The sequence below is a fragment of the Gracilibacillus orientalis genome, from assembly GCF_900114645.1.
Classification (GTDB): domain Bacteria; phylum Bacillota; class Bacilli; order Bacillales; family Amphibacillaceae; genus Gracilibacillus; species Gracilibacillus orientalis.
Map to the genome: position 1 here is coordinate 252302 of NZ_FOTR01000002.1, position 20791 is coordinate 273092.

The 20791-nt window shown below is 37.9% G+C and carries 22 protein-coding genes; 6 read left to right on the plus strand and 16 right to left on the minus strand.

Features of this window, described 5'->3' with window-relative positions:
• Positions 1-381: 381 nt before the first annotated feature.
• Both BM121_RS04680 and csaA read right to left on the minus strand, forming a co-directional pair.
• On the minus strand, positions 382-558 hold the full coding sequence (locus BM121_RS04680) for a hypothetical protein (RefSeq protein WP_245780734.1): 177 nt from the start codon (positions 556-558) through the stop codon (positions 382-384).
• 43 nt (positions 559-601) lie between these two features.
• Positions 602-931, minus strand: coding sequence for a chaperone CsaA (gene csaA / locus BM121_RS04685; protein WP_091481828.1), 330 nt, complete (start codon positions 929-931; stop codon positions 602-604).
• Between the two features lie 464 nt (positions 932-1395).
• Here csaA and BM121_RS04690 point away from each other — a divergent pair, with 464 nt between their 5' ends.
• From BM121_RS04690 to BM121_RS04705, 4 genes are all read left to right on the plus strand, one after another.
• Positions 1396-3684, plus strand: a complete 2289-nt coding sequence (locus BM121_RS04690; protein ID WP_091481831.1) for a ribonucleoside-diphosphate reductase subunit alpha — start codon at positions 1396-1398, stop codon at positions 3682-3684.
• A gap of 103 nt (positions 3685-3787) precedes the next feature.
• Positions 3788-4837: a ribonucleotide-diphosphate reductase subunit beta gene (locus BM121_RS04695; protein ID WP_091481834.1), complete on the plus strand. Its 1050-nt coding sequence runs from the start codon at positions 3788-3790 to the stop codon at positions 4835-4837.
• 17 nt (positions 4838-4854) lie between these two features.
• Positions 4855-5298, plus strand: coding sequence for a flavodoxin domain-containing protein (locus BM121_RS04700; RefSeq protein ID WP_091481836.1), 444 nt, complete (start codon positions 4855-4857; stop codon positions 5296-5298).
• Between the two features lie 57 nt (positions 5299-5355).
• A complete protein-coding gene (locus BM121_RS04705; protein WP_091481840.1) occupies positions 5356-5787 on the plus strand; it encodes a small multi-drug export protein in 432 nt (143 codons plus the stop codon).
• Positions 5788-5833: 46 nt separating this feature from the next.
• Here the strand turns inward: BM121_RS04705 and BM121_RS04710 are convergent, their stop codons facing one another.
• Together BM121_RS04710 and BM121_RS04715 are read right to left on the minus strand one after the other, a co-directional pair.
• Complete coding sequence (locus BM121_RS04710) at positions 5834-6742, minus strand: TIGR03943 family putative permease subunit (RefSeq protein WP_091481843.1); 909 nt, start codon at positions 6740-6742, stop codon at positions 5834-5836.
• Positions 6743-6754: 12 nt separating this feature from the next.
• Entirely contained in the window at positions 6755-7753 is a 999-nt protein-coding gene (locus BM121_RS04715; RefSeq protein WP_091481846.1) for a permease, read from the minus strand.
• Positions 7754-7938: 185 nt separating this feature from the next.
• Between BM121_RS04715 and BM121_RS04720 the strand changes: the two genes are divergently transcribed.
• Both BM121_RS04720 and BM121_RS04725 read left to right on the plus strand, forming a co-directional pair.
• A complete protein-coding gene (locus BM121_RS04720; protein WP_091481848.1) occupies positions 7939-9396 on the plus strand; it encodes a Na+/H+ antiporter NhaC family protein in 1458 nt (485 codons plus the stop codon).
• 200 nt (positions 9397-9596) lie between these two features.
• Positions 9597-10052, plus strand: coding sequence for a DUF2269 family protein (locus BM121_RS04725; protein WP_091481851.1), 456 nt, complete (start codon positions 9597-9599; stop codon positions 10050-10052).
• 69 nt (positions 10053-10121) lie between these two features.
• Here the strand turns inward: BM121_RS04725 and BM121_RS04730 are convergent, their stop codons facing one another.
• The 12 genes from BM121_RS04730 to urtA form a co-directional block, all read right to left on the minus strand.
• Positions 10122-10880, minus strand: a complete 759-nt coding sequence (locus tag BM121_RS04730; RefSeq protein ID WP_091481853.1) for an urease accessory protein UreD — start codon at positions 10878-10880, stop codon at positions 10122-10124.
• The gene (gene ureG, locus BM121_RS04735) at positions 10881-11498 is read right to left on the minus strand and encodes an urease accessory protein UreG (RefSeq protein WP_091481856.1); all 618 of its coding nucleotides are present in this window, start codon (positions 11496-11498) and stop codon (positions 10881-10883) included.
• Between the two features lie 16 nt (positions 11499-11514).
• Positions 11515-12240, minus strand: coding sequence for an urease accessory protein UreF (locus BM121_RS04740; RefSeq protein WP_091481859.1), 726 nt, complete (start codon positions 12238-12240; stop codon positions 11515-11517).
• Positions 12182-12625: an urease accessory protein UreE gene (locus BM121_RS04745; RefSeq protein ID WP_091481861.1), complete on the minus strand. Its 444-nt coding sequence runs from the start codon at positions 12623-12625 to the stop codon at positions 12182-12184. The genes BM121_RS04740 and BM121_RS04745 overlap by 59 nt, the downstream gene beginning before the upstream one ends.
• 12 nt (positions 12626-12637) lie before the next feature.
• The gene (gene ureC, locus BM121_RS04750) at positions 12638-14353 is read right to left on the minus strand and encodes an urease subunit alpha (RefSeq protein WP_091481864.1); all 1716 of its coding nucleotides are present in this window, start codon (positions 14351-14353) and stop codon (positions 12638-12640) included.
• Positions 14354-14367: 14 nt separating this feature from the next.
• Positions 14368-14718 carry an urease subunit beta gene (gene ureB / locus BM121_RS22360; RefSeq protein WP_091481865.1) on the minus strand — a complete coding sequence of 117 codons (351 nt, stop codon included), beginning with the start codon at positions 14716-14718 and terminating at the stop codon, positions 14368-14370.
• Between the two features lie 12 nt (positions 14719-14730).
• A complete protein-coding gene (gene ureA / locus BM121_RS22365) occupies positions 14731-15033 on the minus strand; it encodes an urease subunit gamma (RefSeq protein WP_091481868.1) in 303 nt (100 codons plus the stop codon).
• A gap of 14 nt (positions 15034-15047) precedes the next feature.
• Positions 15048-15737 (minus strand): urea ABC transporter ATP-binding subunit UrtE, encoded by a 690-nt coding sequence (urtE, locus tag BM121_RS04765; RefSeq protein WP_091481871.1) that lies wholly within the window; start codon positions 15735-15737, stop codon positions 15048-15050.
• A complete protein-coding gene (urtD, locus tag BM121_RS04770; RefSeq protein WP_091481873.1) occupies positions 15724-16488 on the minus strand; it encodes an urea ABC transporter ATP-binding protein UrtD in 765 nt (254 codons plus the stop codon). The genes urtE and urtD overlap by 14 nt, the downstream gene beginning before the upstream one ends.
• Positions 16448-17530, minus strand: a complete 1083-nt coding sequence (gene urtC / locus BM121_RS04775; protein ID WP_091481876.1) for an urea ABC transporter permease subunit UrtC — start codon at positions 17528-17530, stop codon at positions 16448-16450. The genes urtD and urtC overlap by 41 nt, the downstream gene beginning before the upstream one ends.
• Positions 17531-17549: 19 nt before the next feature.
• Positions 17550-18452: an urea ABC transporter permease subunit UrtB gene (urtB, locus tag BM121_RS04780; RefSeq protein WP_091482406.1), complete on the minus strand. Its 903-nt coding sequence runs from the start codon at positions 18450-18452 to the stop codon at positions 17550-17552.
• 678 nt (positions 18453-19130) lie between these two features.
• Positions 19131-20420: an urea ABC transporter substrate-binding protein gene (urtA, locus tag BM121_RS04785; RefSeq protein WP_091481879.1), complete on the minus strand. Its 1290-nt coding sequence runs from the start codon at positions 20418-20420 to the stop codon at positions 19131-19133.
• Positions 20421-20791 lie beyond the last annotated feature (371 nt).

Genomic DNA, 20791 nt, shown 5'->3' on the forward strand with positions numbered 1-20791 from the left:
ACATATTTCCTCATTCTTAATAGATTTATTGTTATCTGGGTTTATTATTATAATAGTAGTTATTTTGGTTAACCCTGAATTCATACTGTTGCAGGCACCGATCAAACCCAATATATACAAGGAACGACCTATGAACTAACCCCATTTCGTTTGATGCAATAAGAGCTATTAGTTTTGATACCAATGATTGTATGCTTTCTTTACTTGCAAGAAAGCTTAGTGCGCCCGTCTAGAAAGAAGTCACGGTAAGCATGCGAACCGGGAAGTCGCCTAGTTTTTGGGCACTCGGAGTTAGACAGGCACCCCATTTTCTTTCATGATAATAAAGACACCCACGTCATACATCGTGAGTGTCTCTATTGCTAATCATTTACATATATATTATGACTCTTTATCTTTAATAATCACAAACGACAACATAGCACCTATTAAAGTTGACACACCGCTCAAAATAACAAAAACAATCGACTTATAGTTAAAATCAGGAACTAGAAAACTAAACACCGCTAACACAATCATAACAAATAATGACATAAACAATACTTGTAAAGAGTTCATCTTCTTCATTCTCCTAAGTACTTTAGTTCTTATTTATAATCTTTTATGATATTTTTGTTCCGTTTTCCACTGTTTCATCCGGTCTGAGCAAAACTACATCATCAGCTCCCGGTACTCCGCCCAATACCAATACCTCTGATTTAAAGCCGGCAATTCGTAACGGCGAAAAATTAACTACTGCAGCTACTTGTCGTCCAATTAACTGTTCCGGATTATACCTTTTCGTAATTTGTGCTGACGATTGTTTCACACCAATCTCACCAAAATCTATTTTCAACTTCAAGGCTGGTTTTCTTGCTTCTTTGAAATCTTCTGCTTCTATTACTGTACCAATTCGTACATCTAACTTTGTAAAATCATCAAAAGTAGCCATTATAATCACCTCAATTATTATTTCTTATCCTAATTCGCTTTAATTTTTCGTAATAATACTGATAGCCATATACAGTAAAACCTTATATTTCGACTTCCGCTTATGTCATTTTTCGATATTATTTTAATCACACCATTTTTTTACTATTTTTTGCACAAGTATAGTTTCTAAAATTTGATACTTAGGTCCCAATCATATATATTAAAACTCTCTGCATCAACTTTTCTGTAATAGTTTAAATAGATCTCAATGATTTTTACACAAATATTTTGGTTGTCAAAAATCAGCTTATGAGATAAAATACAATATATAGATGATTATTAAATCAAAAACATCTATATATTGTATTGACGACATCAATACTGTGATAACCTAATTTTTCGCAGTTTTGTTTATAACATATATAGTTTAGCATTTAATCGCTCCATAATGAGCGCTTTTATTTTATATTTGGAGGTTTTTTCATGACAACAGAAGTTAAATCTATTAAACAATCAGTCACCAAAGCATTACAAGATGCTGAAGAAAAGTATGGATTAGATACGAAGGATATTCAACAACGTATCGAAGAATCTACAAAATCTGACAAAGACGCAACACAAGAAGCTTTATTCTATTCATTGAACCGAATCTCTATGGATCAATCAAAATGGACTTTTGTTGCGGCTCATTTTCATTTAACTCAAATGTACGATGAAGCAGCACAAAATCGTGGGTATGATCCCGCTCAAAAATACGGCGATTTACATAACCTAATTCAGGTACTAACGGATAAAGGTATCTACAGTACCGATATCCTTACTCATTATAGCAAAGAAGAAATGGATCAACTACAAAATGCAATTGATCCGGAAAAGGATTCTTTTTTTAACTATATTGGACTATTTCTATTAGCTGATCGTTATTTAGCAAGAGATCATGATCGTAATTTATTTGAGTTACCACAAGAACGATTTATGATTATTGCGATGACATTAATGCAAAATGAAGCACCTGAAAAACGTCTCGAATTAGTGAAAGAAGCTTATTGGGCATTAAGTAACCTATATATGACTGTTGCAACACCAACCTTATCCAATGCAGGTAAAAGCTATGGTCAGCTGTCTTCCTGCTTCATTGACACTGTAGACGATTCATTAGACGGCATTTATTTAAATAACTGGGATATTGCCCGTCTTAGTAAAGATGGCGGCGGAATCGGCATTTATTACGGTAAAGTTCGTGCGCTAGGATCAGATATTAAGAGATTTAAAGGCAATTCATCTGGTATTGTACCGTGGATTCGTTTAGTGAATGATACAGCAGTCAGTGTAGATCAACTCGGGCAACGCCAAGGTGCCGTGGCGATCTATTTAGATGCTTTCCATAAAGACATTATGAACGGTTTCTTAGATTTAAAGACCAATAATGGTGATGAACGTCGTAAAGCACACGATATATTTACCGGTGTATCTATTCCAGATTTATTTATGGAGCAATTACAAGAAACAGATGCACAAGGAAAAAGTATCGGCGAATGGCACACCTTCTGTCCACATCAAGTTAAACAAATGATGGGCTGGAAAGACGAAAATGGTGATCCACTCGGGCTTGAGGACTTTTATGATGAAAAAGACAATAAATATTTTACGGAAAAATACTGGGAAGCTGTGAATCATTCGTTACTTCCTAGAAAAACGTACCGTGCAATGGATATCATGGCACGTATTATGGTCGCCCAACTAGAAACTGGGACACCATATATGTTCTACCGTGACGAAGTCAATCGCCAAAACCCGAACAAACATAAACGTGGTATTGGTAAAACATCTATTTATTGCAGTAACTTATGTACAGAAATTGCACAAAACATGTCACCGACAACAATCACAAAAGAATATCAAGATGAAGAAGGTAACATCGTTATTGTTCGTAAACCAGGTGATTTTGTTGTATGTAATTTATCATCCGTTAACTTACCAAATGCAGTTAGAAAAGAAGTATTGGATCGATTAATTTCTATACAAGTTCGCATGTTAGACAATGTAATTGATTTAAATACAATTTCAGTCGGTCAGGCACAGGTAACAAATAAAAAATATCGTGCTGTGGGTCTTGGTACTTTCGGCTGGCATCACCTGCTTGCATTAGAGAAAATACATTGGGAATCAGAAGAAGCTGTCGAGTATGCTGATAAAGTTTACGAAGATATCGCTTATTACACCATTAAAGCATCCATGGAATTAGCAAAAGAAAAAGGTGCTTACTCTGAATTTGAAGGCTCTGAATGGCAAACAGGAGTTTATTTCGACAGAAGAGACTATCATTCAGATCGCTGGAATAAGTTGCGCGAAGATGTGGCAGCCAACGGTGTTCGTAACGGCTGGTTAATGGCTGTAGCACCAAACTCTTCTACTGCCAAAATTGGTGGCTCAACTGATGGTATTGATCCACTATACGCAGTCGAATTTGCGGAAGAAAAGAAAAACTTCAAATTTAAAGTTACTGCACCAGACTTAGATCATGTAACATACAACTATTACCGTCGTGCACGTCACGAATTGGATCAAATATGGAGTATTAGACAAAACGCAAAAAGACAACGTCACATTGATCAAGCGATCAGCTTTAACTTCTATGTACGTCATGATATAAAAGCGAAAGAGTTATTAAACTTACACATTGCAGCATGGGAAAACAATCTAAAAACAACGTATTATGTTCGCAGTACTTCCCAAACAGAAATCGATGAATGTGAAGCATGCCATAGTTGATCACGAAACAAATATATGAACATTATATATTGGATGCCGTTGTGAAGAATTTGCTCACGGCATCCACCATCAATATTTTTATCCTATGTGGGAGGAACTGTAAATGACACAAGTTGATCAATCTTTATCAAAAATTAAACTATTAAATCCTACCTATCCAAATAAAGCTACCGGAATTATTAACGGTGAATCTTCAGGGTTATTAAACTGGAATGACATTGCTTATCCGCAAATGTATGACTTATATCAGACATTACTGGCAAACTTTTGGAAAGCACAAGAAATCAATATGCAGGATGACATCAAACAATGGGATAGCTTATCCGAGACGGAAAAAGATATTTTCTTACGTATTAATACACAACTGGCATCACTTGACAGTCTGCAAACACCAACGATGACACATGTGATGGACTATGTAACAGATTCCAGCTTTAAAGCGATATTCGCTGTTATTTCACAGCAAGAAGCGGTGCATAATGAATCCTATTCTTACATTTTAAGTTCTATTGTACCTTTACGTGAGCAAAATGAGCGTTTTGACCAGGCTAAGGAAGATCCAATGGTCCGTAAGAGAAATCAGTTGATCCTCGATAGCTATGAAGCATTCCGTGAAAATCCGACACCACAACGCTTATTTGAATTAGCTATTAACTCTATTAATTTAGAAGGTATCTACTTTTATGCAGGGTTCGCCTTCTTCTATCATTTGGCACGCAAGCAAAAAATGTTAAAAACTAGTACAATGATCAGCTATATTCAACGTGATGAAATGCAGCACGCTTATTTCGTATCTCAGTTTGTTCGTATCCTGCTTACTGAAAACCCGGAACTTAATACAAAAGAAAATATTCAATATGTTTATCAAACGGTTGATAAAGCAGTTCAGTTGGAAAAAGAATGGGCAGATTACATTTTAAAAGATATTGAAGGAATTGATATCGGTGAATTCCATAGCTACGTAGAGTATTTAGCTAACAAACGTTTCCGTCAAATCGGCTTAGATAACTTTTATCCTGAACGTGATAATCCAATGGAATGGATTCATGTTTTTAGTGATGAAATGATGAATGAAACTAAATCAGACTTTTTCGAGCAAAAATCTCGTACCTATACCAAAGTATCATCATCTAACGGCTTCGACGAACTATAATAAGGAGGCTTTTTTGTATGAAAGCTGCGATTATTTATTCATCTGTTACAGGTAATACCTCTACTCTGGCAGAAATAATTTGTGAAAATATGAGTAAGTATACTATCGAAACAGACCTGATTCCTGTTGATGAGTTCCATCCAGAACAGTTGCACAACTATGATATCGTCACAGTCGGTACCTATTCATGGGACAACGGTGAACTGCCACTGGAAATGGAAGAAGTCTTTGAGGCGTTCGAAGATGAAGAGGTAAAACATATTACGACTGGTATATTTGGAACAGGAGATAGCTTCTACCCTTATTATTGTGGAGCGGTTGATATTTTTAGAGATATGCTTTACGTTCATACAAATCTTGCAGTTACTTTAAAAGTAGAACTAACACCGCAAGAGGAAGATCTTCATCGTTGCAAAAAATTTTGTGATCGATTAGCAAGTGAATTTGCAGTAGTTTCATAGCTTCGAAAGTTGATGTTATAAAAACATCAACTTTTTTCATGAAAGGAGAATGACAGAATGTTAGAATATCTACTTATTTTTTTAGGTGCTGCAGTGCCCTGGTTTGAAATTATCCTCGTAATTCCACTTGGTATTTTATCAGGGTTAAATCCTACGCTTGTTATTATTGCTGCATTCCTCGGAAATATGGCAACCATATTAGCCTTGATTTTCGGTTTTGATAAATTCAAACAATGGCAGGCAAAAAGGAAAGATAAAAGGCAAACCAAACGCGAAGGTAGAGCACGCACCATTTGGAATAAATACGGTCTGCCAGGCTTGATTATGCTAGGCCCCATCTTAATCGGATCCCATATTACTGCCTTTATCGGCATGACATTAGGTGCAACAAAACAAAAAACCTTAATATGGTCGACATTCAGTATCGGTGCTTGGTCATTAGCTTTGGGCATTTCAACCGCATTAGGATTTGACTTTTTTACAAATTAAAATAAGGATCAGTGATCGTATCATCACTGACCCTTATTAAATTTTCCTATTCAACCATAACAATATTTATTGGATATACATATGGCTGATCCGGCTCAATTATTGTTTCCATATTCTCTATTTGAACAATCGGCAATTGAGAGCCTTGATATTCCGTTAGTTGAATCGTTCCTGTCACTTCTAGCCATGTATCATCTTCGATATTAACCGCTTGGTCAAACTCCATCATAAAACCAATTAAACTGGCATCTGCCACACAATGTGTAATAAGAAAACGCCCCATCACGAATTGCTGTGGTGAAAAATCTTCTTCTCGATATACGAATCCTGATAATGTTACCTTTGTTCCTTGCAATTGTTCTGGATTTTGCATTATTTGTTGATAATACGTAGAAAAAAGTGTTTCATTCATATCAATTCGTGATTGTTGGAAAATATCTGTAAGCAACTGATCATACTCATCTTTTGTAATTTTATTTTTATAGACATTTGGGTCAATCTGATTAACATCGTCATCAGATAGTTGTTGCTCTTCTTGAGATGACTCTTCAGATTCAGACACCGCTTGACCTGTAATCGCTAAGGTTGATCCTTTATTTTTCGCAATTGATGCATCCAAACTTGCTAACGGTAAAAGGATACCCGTTGCAACCGGAAAAAAAATGATGATATAGCTTACACTTTTTTTTAAGTTTATCGGTTGATCTCCATGATCATGATGATGTCCATCGCCTTCCTCGTGATGGTGGTGTTCGTTTTTTCCTCCAAATGTAAACACCCGATGCATTTGAATGAGAAATAATAATAAAAATAGTGATGCTCCTAATTGACTTAATGTTTCATATTTGGGATTAATCAATTTTAAGATGTCGCCACTGACATGTAATCGAAAAATAAAGATAGTGAAAAACAAAAGAATCGTAGCGCGTAATAGCTGTTGTCCATTTATTTTCATGTGGCAACCTCCTTAGTTAAAGCCTTGTAACAGACTGATAACAATAAATACTGTGAAAGTCACGATTCCAACAAAAGTGAATACAAACTTGGTTCTGAACACACTTAACATCATCAATGTATTTTTTAAATCTATCATTGGCCCATAAATGAGAAAACCTAAAATAGACGATTTTGGAAATACATTGGAGAAGGATGCTCCGATAAAAGCATCTGCCTCAGAACATAATGATAGTAAATACGCTAGTCCCATCATAACTATAAGAGAAGTTACATGACCATCACCAATACTTACTAGCATGTTGGTAGAGACATACACTTGTACAAAAGATGCTAAGAAAGCACCAATAATTAAGTATTTTCCCATATCAAAAAACTCGTCCACTGCATGTAATAATGTTTTGCCCGCTTTCTCTAGAAAAGATGAATTTGTAGAGTGAGCATGACATATGGCTCCTGTTGTCACATGTGATTGTAGTTGATTAGTTTGAAAGAGAAAGCTGATGATAATACCGATCAGCAATGCAATGACAAACCCTGCTCCCATTCGCAAAAGAGCCATCTCGAAATCATTTCCGAACGCCATATAAGTGGAAAAGATAACAATTGGATTGATTAAAGGTCCTGTTAATAAAAATCCTATCCCTGCATATATTGGTACGCCTTTGGCAATCAACCTTTTAACAATCGGAACTATCCCACATTCACAAGCAGGGAAAAGACCACCAACGACACAACTCATAAAAACAGCAGCATATTTATTCTTGGGAATCCATTTTTTTAACTGATCTTCTGTTATAAATATTTGAATAAATCCAGCAATCAGTACACCTATTAAAATGAATGGTAATGCTTCTATCAAAATACTTAAAAAAATCGTATTCATATGATAAAAAGAATCTGGTAACTCCATAATCGAGAAGTTATCACTAAAGGAAAAAACATATGCGACTATAGCAAATAGTAATAAAATAGCAGAATCAATAATCAACGAAGGGAAACTTTTTCTCATAATATACTCCTTTTTGTCTTCATCTACCACTATTTCTATGTCATAAATAGAATTCTAGAATCAATCCGGCGAAATAAATCGTAATCATTTCGATTGAAATGAACAGAAAAAAATTTTACTTATTAGTTATTTAAATATGATACAATATTAAAGGCTTTTTATATAAGAGAAGGAGGGGAATCACGATGAGGGAAGATAGCGAATTATCACGTGCAACAGGAAACTCTAAAATTGACAAATTAGATTTTCGCTTAGGCGCATTTGGCGCAGCAGTTCCTTTATTATTTTTCGTCATATGGGCGATTACAACTAGTGTATTACAATTATCTTCTGAAATTGGCCTTGTTCTTGGCGCGATTTTTGGAATTACCTTAGGATTATTTTTTTGTAAAAGCAAATGGGCGGATTATGCGCAAGGATTATTTGATGGACTAGCCCAACCAATTGGTGTAGTAGCAATGGTTGCATGGTTTTATGCAGGAATGTTTGCTCAAGTATTACAAGTCGGAGGATTGGTGGAAGGTCTTGTCTGGATCGGGATGATTACCGGGTTTACAGGAGGACTTTTTGTCGGATTGACCTTCTTATTAGCTGCCATATTCTCCACTGCGGTTGGTACTGGTTATGGTACAACGGTTGCTTTTTGTACCTTAATGTTTCCAGCTGGAGTTGCAACTGGAGCAGATCCTACCATTTTATTTGCAGCGATTCTTGCTGGAGCAGTATTCGGGGATAACCTTGCACCTGTTTCAGATACAACAATTGTATCGGCGACAACTCAAGATGCTGATGTACCAGGTGTTGTGAAAAGTCGTTTTAAATATGCAGTTATTGCCGCTATTCCAACATTAATTCTCTTTATTATATTTGGAGGCGGCGGTTCAATGGAAAATCAAGCAAGCATTGAGGCTTCCACTAATCCAAATGGGTTAGTAATGCTCATACCGTTTGGTGTGGTACTGTTTTTAGCAATATCAGGTCACCATATTATTACTTCTTTAACATGGGGAATCCTAGTTGCAGTAGTAATGCTGGTATTATTCCCGATAGGTTCGTTTAGTGATGTCATTCGTTTTAATCCTGATTCAGATAATATTGTAGAAGGTGCACTTATTAATGGTATTGTCGGGTATATTAATATGGCAATTCTGATTTTATTAATTGTAGCCGCCGCGCATTTATTACGGCTTGGTGGTACGATGCAGGTCATTACCTCCGCACTTGTTAAATGGATTAAAAACTCTGTTCGACGTGCTGAAGTTTCCATGTGGGCGATTGTTGCTCTATTAAACAGTGCGATTACAATTAATACAGCTGCCGAAATTGCAGCGGCACCTTTTGTTCGGGAAATAGGTGAAAAATATAAGATCCACAGTTACCGTCGTGCGAATATGCTAGATGCTATCACTTCTGCTTTAGGATATATTTTCCCTTGGGGGGCACCAGTGTTGCTTGGTTGGTCCACCATCAATATGATGCAGGAAACATATGAATGGCTACCGTCAGTTTCACCAACAGCAGTTTTCCCATTTGTATTCCAAGGTTGGTTCCTTGTCATTGTTATGCTAGTTGCAGCATTAACAAGTTGGGGGTTACGTTACCAAGGGAAAAATGGTGAAGAGCTAACACAACCTCCTAAATAAAGTGAGACTATGATCAGTGAGGTCTTACAGACGGTTAGCACCGTGATAAATAATTGTTGTGCTATTGGCGAGATACCCTTGTTTTCTCGCCATCAATTGATAAGACTTGGCGTTTTTTGTTGCCAAGTCTTTTTTTTTTATAAAGTTATCAATTAAATTGTGGTATTATTACTTTATAATGAAAGTAAGTAGGTGATCGAGTGCAATTAATATATACTTGGCTTGTTATCATTCATATTTTTTCTGCTATAGTCGGGATTGGACCTGGATTTGTGCTGACAACTATTGTGAAATCTGCTAAAAGTCTACCTGAAATCAGACATGCTTTCGCGTTAAAAGCAAAAGTACATATTTATGTGATGATCGGTGGCATACTTGTTTTACTAACCGGACTTTTAATGGGCGCGATCAACCCCATTCTTTTTCAGCAAGGGTGGTATCTTTCTAGTTTGGTGCTCTACTTTATCGCGCTTTCGTTGGGACCAACACTTCTCAAAAAGTTTATGGCTCCAATTAAGGAACTAATTGCTGATTCAAGTCTTGAAACCATTCCCGCAGCTTATCATGAAAATGTACAGAAACTGCTGCGTGTAGAGTATATCGAAAACACGTTGCTGTTAATCATTATCCTTCTGATGATTACCAAACCTTTTTAGACTAACCAAGAATATGATGGTTCCAATTTTATTCAACAACAGGAAAAGCTAGCAGTCATACATGAACTGCTAGCTTTTCCTTCCCAATTGATCCATTTCTTTTTTGATTCGTGGTAAATCATTTGATAAAAAACGCACTAAATAGCCGGCATCACGCAATCTGGTGATACTTACCTGATGATCCGCTGATGAATGATTCCATTTTTCCTCATCCAGTTCTATTTCTTTGTCTATTAACCAGACACTTGCAATATAATGATAATCTCCCATTACTCCAAAATGTTTCACATCTTGTTTACTTGGCTCAAAGCGCAAGCCATCATAAACAAGACAGTCATCCTCCATCCACACTTCTAATTGAGTGTGACACTTATCAAACGTGAACCGTTCCCCTCGTTTTTCCCGTCCTGGATATAAAATTTCTTGCCAGTAAAAACGACTGTTTTCTTTCATATTTATGGTCGTATGACTGTGGAATTCACTTTCGGCAAAAGGAATAACTTCTTCTCTTTCCCACGTTAAAGAGGCTTGTTCCGCTAATTCGATTTCTACTTGTTGCCTACTTGGGCTACCATTATAGGCAGGATACACTTTCGTGGCAGCCTGGGGATGAAGAGTTACATTAGTACGCTCGTCTAAACGCACACTATATGCATTCCTATCTCCGGCTACCAGTCCTCCTGAAGATTCCATTAAATAAACCGTGATATTGTCTGGATTATCAACATACAAACCTCTACTCGCTTTCAGCGGCGGTTGATAATAGACATCCTTCATAATCGTTTTTTGATTGCGCATTGCAAAATGAAGATCCAGTTTCCCATTCATTTACGATACTTCGCTTCCTTCTAGTAACATTGCATGTTGAATCCACTGTATTACTTCGGGAACACCGTCACCTTTTTTTACATTGGTAAAAACAAACGGACGCTCTTTACGTGCTTCTTTTGCATCTATTTTCATTTTATCCAGATCTACTTCGACATACGGTGCCAGATCAATTTTATTAACGAGTAAAAGGTCTGATCTTGTTACACCAGGGCCGCCTTTTCTCGGAATATCGCCACCCTCTGCCACATCAATCACATAGATATAGCCGTCTACCAACTCTGGACTGAATGTTGCTGATAAATTATCGCCACCACTTTCCAATAGAATAATATCAAGATCATCGAAGCGACGTTTTAATTCGTCAATTGCCTCAAAATTCATCGATGCATCTTCACGAATGGCAGTGTGTGGACATCCTCCTGTTTCCACACCGATAATGCGATCTTCTGATAAAATACCTTTTTTAATCAAAAATTGTGCATCTTCTTTCGTATAAATATCATTGGTAATGACCGCAACACTATATTGGTCGACCATTGTTTGTGTTAACTTTTCGACGAGAGAGGTTTTACCAGAACCAACTGGACCTCCGACTCCTACTATAATTGGTTTCATACCACATTCTCCTTCATTAAGATATAAATAATCGTGATCTTAAATATTTATGTTGCATTGATGCAAGCTCGAGACCAACAGCATGATTGGACAAATCAGTCAAGTCACGCTCGAGCACAGTGATCGTTGCTTTTTCCATTTCAGGTATCAAGCGATGAATCACTTCAATTCCAGCCTTTTGACCAAGTGGAATCGCACGGACAGCATTATGAACTAATCCGACCGTTGATGAATATAGAAAAGTAAGCACCGTTGTATAAAGATCGAATGCTAAATCTTTTGCATACAGACTATATACAATGGGAAAATGAGCAGTCACCTTTTTATCCTGTAAAAGTTGATACCATTCCTCAAGAGAAGGCGTCTCACTTACGGGCAATACAGCTTTTACAAATTGTTTACCGATCATACTGCTCGCATCTCGGGTTTCTTCTGCATTTTTGCTTGCATCACATATCTTTTCCAACCGGATTAATTCTGCCAGTTTCTCTTGTTGATAGGCTTCCTTTACAAAAATACCGTCTGTATAGGCTACATTTTCATGGAGATACATTTGGCAAAAATGAAATAAGTCTTCTTTTGTTCTGATTAATTCATTTTGAATAAAGGTTTCCATACCAAACGAATGGGTATATGTTCCAATTGGAAATGCAGAATCATGAATATGCATTAAATAGAGAAACTTAGTGTTGATGCCCTCTGTACTTAAATGGCTCTGTGAACCTTCTTTCTGTTTTCTCATACTTTACACCTACTTCATCAAATAAACGTTCTAGCGTATCATCATAGCGTACAACAATTTCTGATTCCGAAATCAGGCATGGTGTATGACGGTTGCCCAGTTCAAATGCTGCTTTACCCATTTGTACGATGTTTTTAGGATAAACGACATAGACTTTTTCTTTTTTCGTACGGATAACAATTTGTTTTTCTTCATCTTCATACACGACATCGCCTACTTTTAATGGTGCCTTTTCTTCTAAGGCAATCGCAACATCTGTACCCTTATCCGTTGTCTTTCGGATAATCCGTTTATTTAACTCGTCCCAATCGAGTTCAATCCACTCGCGATTCGAATGGTCTTTGGGCTGTTCTTCTATATTAGTGAGTACTTCTTTTGTTAACATCTTTTATCCTCCCTAGAATAAATAATAACGTTGTGCCATGGCTAGCTCTTCAAACGGTTCACAAGTGATAATTTCACCATCCAATTTGACTTCATATGTCTCTGCATCGACTTCGATATTTGGTGTTGCTCCATTTAATGGCAGATCTTGTTTAGCAATATTGCGGCAATTCTGCACAGGTCGTATCAGTTTCTGCAAACCTAGCTGCTCATGAATTTTGTCTTGGTATGCTGCTTGTGAAACAAAAGTAATAGAAGTTTGGTATTTCGCTTTTCCAAGTGCACCAAACATCGGACGCATCATCACCGGCTGTGGTGTCGGAATCGATGCATTCGGATCACCCATTTGTGCATAAGCAATCATGCCACCTTTTACAACTGTTTCCGGTTTTGTTCCAAAAAATTTCGCATCCCAAATTACCAAGTCCGCCAGCTTTCCAACTTCAATCGAGCCGATCTCATCGCTCATTCCATGAGTAATCGCTGGATTAATTGTATACTTTGCCACATAGCGCTTGGCACGTGTGTTATCATTTTCCGCTTGTTGATCTTCCTGTAAAAAGCCTCGCTGTTTTTTCATTTTATCTGCTGTTTGCCATGTTCGGGTGATACTTTCACCAACACGTCCCATTGCCTGTGAATCAGAAGAGATTATACTAATCACGCCCAAGTCGTGTAAAATATCCTCTGCTGCGATCGTTTCCGGACGTATCCGTGAATCGGCAAATGCCACATCCTCCGGTACATTATGGTCCAGGTGATGACAGACCATTAACATGTCAAGATGCTCATCAATCGTATTGACCGTATATGGTCTCGTTGGATTGGTTGATGATGGCAACACATTGGGAAAGGCAGCAATTTTCATAATATCTGGTGCATGCCCTCCCCCTGCACCTTCCGTATGATAGGTATGAATCACCCGGTCACCAATAGCATTGATGGTGTCTTCCAAGAATCCCGCTTCATTCAATGTATCGGTATGTATTGCCACTTGAACATCCATTTCATCTGCTACACTGAGACATTGACTAATGGCTGCAGGTGTTGTTCCCCAGTCCTCATGTAATTTCAGACCTATCGCACCAGCTTTAACTTGTTCTCGTTGCGGATCAGGTGATGAAGCATTTCCTTTTCCTAAAAAGCCTATGTTGATCGGGTACTCCTCTGCAGCTTCCAGCATACGATGGATATTCCACTCACCCGGTGTACAAGTCGTTGCATTCGTACCTGTTGCAGGCCCGGTACCACCGCCAAGCATCGTCGTGAATCCTGCTGCCGAAGCAACTTCAATTTGTTGAGGACTGATAAAATGAATATGTGCATCTATCGCTCCTGCTGTAATTATTTTTCCTTCACAGGCAATCACTTCTGTCGAGGCACCAACGACCATATTTTCAGTAACTCCCTCCATCACATCCGGATTTCCACCTTTGCCAATAGACACAATTCGTCCATCTTTGACTCCAATATCCGCTTTAACGATACCGGTATAATCAAGAATCAATGCATTGGTTAAAATTAAATCGAGGACATTTTGATCACGTGTTCTTGTACTGCTTTGACCCATGCCATCACGTAATACTTTGCCACCACCAAATACACTTTCATCTCCATACGTCGTGTAATCTTTCTCGATTTCGATCCATAAATCCGTATCGGCTAGACGAATTTGATCACCAGCTGTCGGACCATATAGAGCAGCGTATTGCTGTCGTGAAAGTTTCATAGATAGGCTCCTTTCTAAAACCCTTTTTGCTTGATTGTTTCTGAAATTGCTACTGTTTCCGATACACTACCGTCTGTCAGATTATTTAATCCGTATACATGTTTATTCCCTGCTATTTCAACGAGCTCGACTTCTTTTTCCTCGCCTGGCTCAAAACGTACTGCTGTACCCGCTGGAACATTTAATCGCATGCCGATCGTACTAGGTCGGTCAAAATCAAGTTCCCGGTTTACTTCTGGAAAATGATAGTGCGATCCAACTTGTATCGGACGATCACCTTTATTGGCAACTTTTATTGTCTTCGTACTTCTGCCTTTATTAATTTCAATTTCCTGTTTGGCTAGTTTGATCTCACCAGGAATCATGGAAAAACCTCCTCACGTAATCGGTTGATGGACAGTAACCAGTTTTGTCCCATCTGGAAAAGTCGCTTCAATCTGTACACTTTCGATCATCTCTGGAACACCTTCCATCACATCGTCTGCAGTCAGTACTTTCTTCCCTTCCTGCATCAGTTGGGCAACTGTTTTCCCTTCACGAGCCCCTTCTAATAAATAACAACTAATCAACGCATTTGCTTCCGGGTAATTCAATTTTAATCCTTTATTTCTTCTTTTCTCTGCTAGTTCACCCGCTAAAAAAAGTAGTAATTTTTCCTGCTCGACAGGTGATAACTTCATGAAGATCCCTCCCTTTATACACTTAAATAACGATAAACCTCATCATCTTCCACCTGATCGATTGGATTCTTATATACCACTGATCCGTGATCAATTACATATAAATAATCAGCAACACTTTTGACGAAATCTAAATTTTGCTCTACGAGAATCATGGATGTAGCAGATGTATTTTTTATATCTATAATAACGTCTTGAATCTCCTGGACAATATTCGGTTGAATCCCTTCTGTTGGCTCATCCAGTAATAAAAAAGAAGGATGAGCTACTAATGCACGTGCGATAGCCAATTGCTGTTGCTGACCACCACTTAAATCCCCGCCATTTCGTTTGGCAAAATCTTTTAAGATCGGAAAATAATCGTATATTTTCTCATCTATCTTTTTTTGCTTACCAGCTTCGAGTCCAATTAGTAGATTTTCATAAACTGTCAATTTCGGGAAAATCTCTCTTCCTTGTGGGACATAGCCCATTCCTTTTTGGGCACGTGAGGAGGAACGGGCTTTGGTAATGTCTTCGGATTGATAGTGGATCGATCCTTCTTTCGGGTGCAGAATGCCAATGATCGTCTTTAATAAGGTAGTCTTCCCTACCCCATTTCTTCCCATCACACAGATCACCTGGTTTTCCTCTACTTCCATATCAATCTCACGGATGACCATACTCTCTTCATAACCAGCTTCCAGTCCCTTAATTGACAACATTCTCCTCAACCTTTCTGCCTAAATATACTTCCCTGACTGTTGGATCATTTTGAACTTCTTCCATACTACCTTCATAAAGTAATTGTCCTTCATGCATCACAGAAACAATATCTGCATATTCCTTCACAAAATCCATATCATGCTCAACGATTAATACCGCGTGATCTTTTGCTATTTTCGTAATTAATTCCCCTGTTTTGTTCCGCTCTTTCTTCGACATACCCGCAATCGGCTCATCTAATAACACAATGTCTGGTTCCTGCATTAATACCATCGCAATTTCCATCCATTGTTTTTGACCATGGGCCAGAGAACCCGCCAACTGATCCTGCTCTTCCTTCAAACCGACTAAATCAAGCATGTCATTTACCTTCTTTTTTTGTTCATTTGTCCATTTTGCCTTGATCATCGAAAATAAGTTTTTCTTCTGCTTCATCGCGATTTCCAAGTTATCTTTCACTGTCAAGTTATGAAAAATGGTTGGAGCCTGAAATTTCCTTGAGATCCCCTGATGAACAATTTGATCTTCGGTTAATTTGGATAGTTCTTTTTTTTCCTGTAATTTTATTTCCCCTGTAGTTGCTTTTGTTTTACCACAAACCACATCTAGTAAAGTAGTTTTTCCAGCTCCATTCGGCCCGATCACAAAATGAACAGATTTCGATTGGACCGTAAAATCTAACTGATTAATGGCTTTAAATCCACTAAAGTCAACTATAACTTTTTTCAACTTCAACACTGCTTGAGACATCTTGTTTTTTCCTCCGATCGCTCCATTTTTCAAATAAACCAGTTATACCTTTTGGTAGGAAGACCACTACAAGTACGAACAATAACCCTAAGAAATAGGTCCATATATCCGGGTATGATTCACTAAATCCTGTTTTTGCCGCATTGACAAGTACAGCTCCAATAATCGGACCAATTAATGTACCGCGTCCACCTAACGCAACCCATAGTACCATTTCAATCGATGGAATAATGCCAATCATAGTCGGTGAAATAATCCCGACTTGCAAAACGAATAGCATTCCGGCCAGTCCAGCTATCCCACCTGATAAGGTATAAATAAATGTTTTATATGCAGATGGATTGTAACCAAGAAATCGCATGCGGTTCTCACCGTCGCGAATTCCGACGAGTATTTTACCGAATCGACCTTTTATAAGCTTACGACAAGCGAAAAATACCAAACCTAATACCACTACCGTAATTAAGTAAAAAGCTGTCTGAGTAGAAGCTGAGTTGACCTGAAAACCAAATAATGTCTTAAAATTGGTCAGCCCGCTTGTACCACCAGTGAGGTTTTGGCTTCCAACAAATAATGTAACAACGACTAAAACAAGTGCCTGTGACAAAATGGTAAAATAAACACCACTTATCCGATTACGGAAAGTTAGGTAACCAATAAATAAAGCCACCACTGCAGGTATCAATATACCAAGTAAAATAGCGATGATTGGATATTGAAACGGAAGCCATATAAGTGGAAGTTCACTCATTCCACTCCAAGCCATGAAATCCGGTAATGTGCCTCCTGTTGCTTCTAACTTTAAATACATCGCCATACAATAAGCGCCTATACCGAAGAATATCCCATGTCCTAAACTTAGGACACCTGTGTAACCCCACAATAAGTCTAAACCGATTGCCAGAATAGCGAATGCTAGAAATTTACCGAGTAAATTCAAACGAAAGTCTGACATAAAAAGTGGAGCTGCTAATAACAACAGAAAAATCAAACTAAAAATGACTCTCCGACTTAGTAGTTTTTGATAAATCGTATTTTGCATGATTCAACGCTCCTAATTTTTAATCTAGTGATCTTGAACGTGACATGACAAGACCGGATGGCCGCCATTGTAAAAAGGCAATAATGACTACGAAAATTAATACTTTACCTAATGTTGCATTCGTCACATATTCAAAAACCGTATTTAAAATCCCAATACCGAAAGCTCCTGTAACTGCACCAAATAATGCACCAACTCCACCAACAACAACCACCATAAAGGCATCAATAATATAACTTGTTCCTATTGTTGGACCTATTGCACCTAATAATGTTAGCGCACAACCAGCTACACCTGCGAAACCAGAACCAATTGCAAATGTCAGCATATCTACTTTTCTAGTAGATACCCCCAAACATTCTGCCATTTGTCGATTTTGCATAACTGCTCTTATTCTTCTGCCACTTGCTGTTCGATAAAAATAATAAAAAATGCTGAATAAACATACGATCGATAATCCTAAAATAAATAACCTGGAATATGGCAAGAATAACGTGCCAACTTCTAATCCTCCAGTTAAAAAGGATGGGCTTGTTACACCTACATTCGGTGCTCCGAAAATCGATCTTGCCGTTTGCTGTAAAATAAGCCCGATCCCCCATGTAGCTAGTAAACTATCTAGTGGACGCTTATATAAATGTCGAATTAATGATACTTCTAACAACATCCCGATACCTGCTGCCACGATAAGTGCTACCGGAATCGATATGATAAAATACAAATCGAAATATTCCGGCGGGGCATAATTGACAAATAGATTTTGTATAACGTAAGTGATGTAAGCACCAACCATGATTAATTCACCGTGTGCCATATTAATTACATTCATCAAGCCAAATGTAATCGCAAGCCCCAATGCTATCAATAGCAGGATCGAACCAAGACTTATTCCGTTAAATAAGGTTATAATAATTTCATTCAATCCAAACAATCCTTTCCTTCTTGAAGGGAGTGGGCACTTTGCCCAACGTCCTCATTCATCTTATTAACTACCAATTCATGTATTTTTTTGTGACATTTGATGTGAACTTCACTGTAAAAATTTTTGTTTTATAAAAAAGTAAATCGTGCACTACATTGATAAACTGCGCAGTAACTCTATAAAGGAGTTGCTTCCTTCACTTCTTTCTTGTAGAGATTGTTATGTCAACGCTGCGGCAGAATACTTCGCTTTCCGTGGGCACGGCTTCAGCTAACTTGGTAAAGAAAATCACTTTACCAAGTGGATCTTCAGCCCGTGCTGTTCCCACAGGAGTCTCCGTATTCTGCCTACGCTAATAACATGATTCTATCTTTTTAAAGTGAAAATACTCGGAAACCAATTCCCATGTATTACTTCTTTCAAAAACCAGAACACTACGCAAAGCGGAGGTAAGATACGTAGACTCCTACGGGAACAGCGCGAGCCGAAGACCCCGCAAGAAAACGTACTTGGTTTTCTGAGGAGGCTGAGGCCGTGCCCGTGGAAAGCGAAGTATCTTGCCGTAGCGTTTCCTAGCACTCACCATTAATCAGAAGGGGAGGAAGCTATACCAAAATAAATTTTCAATGTTGCGCAGTTTGTATCTATTACGAATAAGATACAGATAGGAACCTTTTTTTATTCTGCTAGGGATTCACTTAAATCTGATGCCCAATCGTATTCATCTAAATAAGGATCAGGCTTAACAGGTTCTTCTGAATGCCATAATTCTGATATCATACCGCCACTCTGTACTTCACCAATTCTTACGGTTTTATACACGTGTTGGTTGTCTCCATCAATAGTTACGGTTCCGTTTGGAGCATCAAATGAAATTCCTTTTGCTGCTTCTCTTACTTCATCCACATCGGTTGTTCCGGCTTCTTCAACTGCTTTCGCCCATAAATAAACGCCGAAATAACCTGCTTCAATCGGATCTGCCGTTACCTCATCCTCTCCGTATTTTGCCTGATAGTTAGCAACAAATTCTTCATTTTCAGGTGTATCCGTTGTTTGATAATAGTTCCAGCTTGTTAAATGTCCTTCAATGACGTCTGCGCCAATACCTTTAATTTCTTCTTCAGCAACACTTACAGATAAAACCGTAATATCATCTGATGTAATACCTGCGTCCTGTAATTGTTTAAAGAAAGCAACGTTACTGTCACCATTTAATGTGTTAAAAATAACATCTGGATTTTCATTTCTGATTTTTGCAATGACCGTATTGTAATCTGTATGTCCTAATGGTGTATATTCCTCACCGACTAATTCTGCTCCTTCATTATCCAACTGTGCTCTGATAGCTGCATTTGCCGTTCTCGGGAATACATAATCAGATCCTAAAAGGAAGAAAGAATCTCCTCTATTTTCTAACAACCAATCTACCGCTGGTACAATTTGCTGGTTTGGTGCTGCACCTGTATAGAAGATATTCGGTGAATCTTCCATTCCCTCATATTGAACTGGATAGAACAATAAACCATTATGTTCTTCTACAACTGGTAACATCGCTTTGCGACTTGCAGATGTCCATCCACCAAAAATCGTGGCAACTTCATCCTGTTGTAATAATTTATTTGCTTTTTCAGCGAATGTCGGCCAATCGGAAGCACCATCTTCAACCACCGGCTCTAATTGTTTACCAAGCACTCCACCATTTTCGTTAATTTCTTCAATAGCGAGTAGCTCTGCCTGTTGTACAGATGTTTCACTAATTGCCATTGTTCCACTTAATGAGTGTAAAACCCCTACTTTGATCGTGTCTCCATTAGTTTCCTCATTACTTTCGCTTTCCTCTGTCGTTTCCGTTTCCTCTGCTTCTTCTGGATCTGTAGCATTTACTGCATTATCTGCCGCTGAACATGCCACCATAAAGATTGCGAGTAATCCTAAAATTAATAAATAGAAAAAATTTCGCTTTCTCATTTTTCTGCCCCCATCCAAGTTTTAACTGATCTACAAAGATAAGGCTAGCAAATAAAAAAGTTCTATTCTAACAGTATGTTAGGTTTCCTTACATTGTTTTTCGATTTTTCTGACATATCAATGTTGATGTTTTTGTAAGATTTTAGCAATTTGACAGAGTAGTTTTGTTAAGAAGAATCAAAAATGTCATTTTTTTCTGTGATTGAAAGGAGATTATTAGACATGAGGAGACATACTTTCTGTGGAATCAAGAAAAGCCTCCTCATCAAGAGAAGGCTTTTCTATATATTAATTATAACTTTGTAACTAATGCCTGCGTTTTTTGAAAAAATTGTTCTGGCATTCGCTTTAGTCGATCGGACTACTCGAAG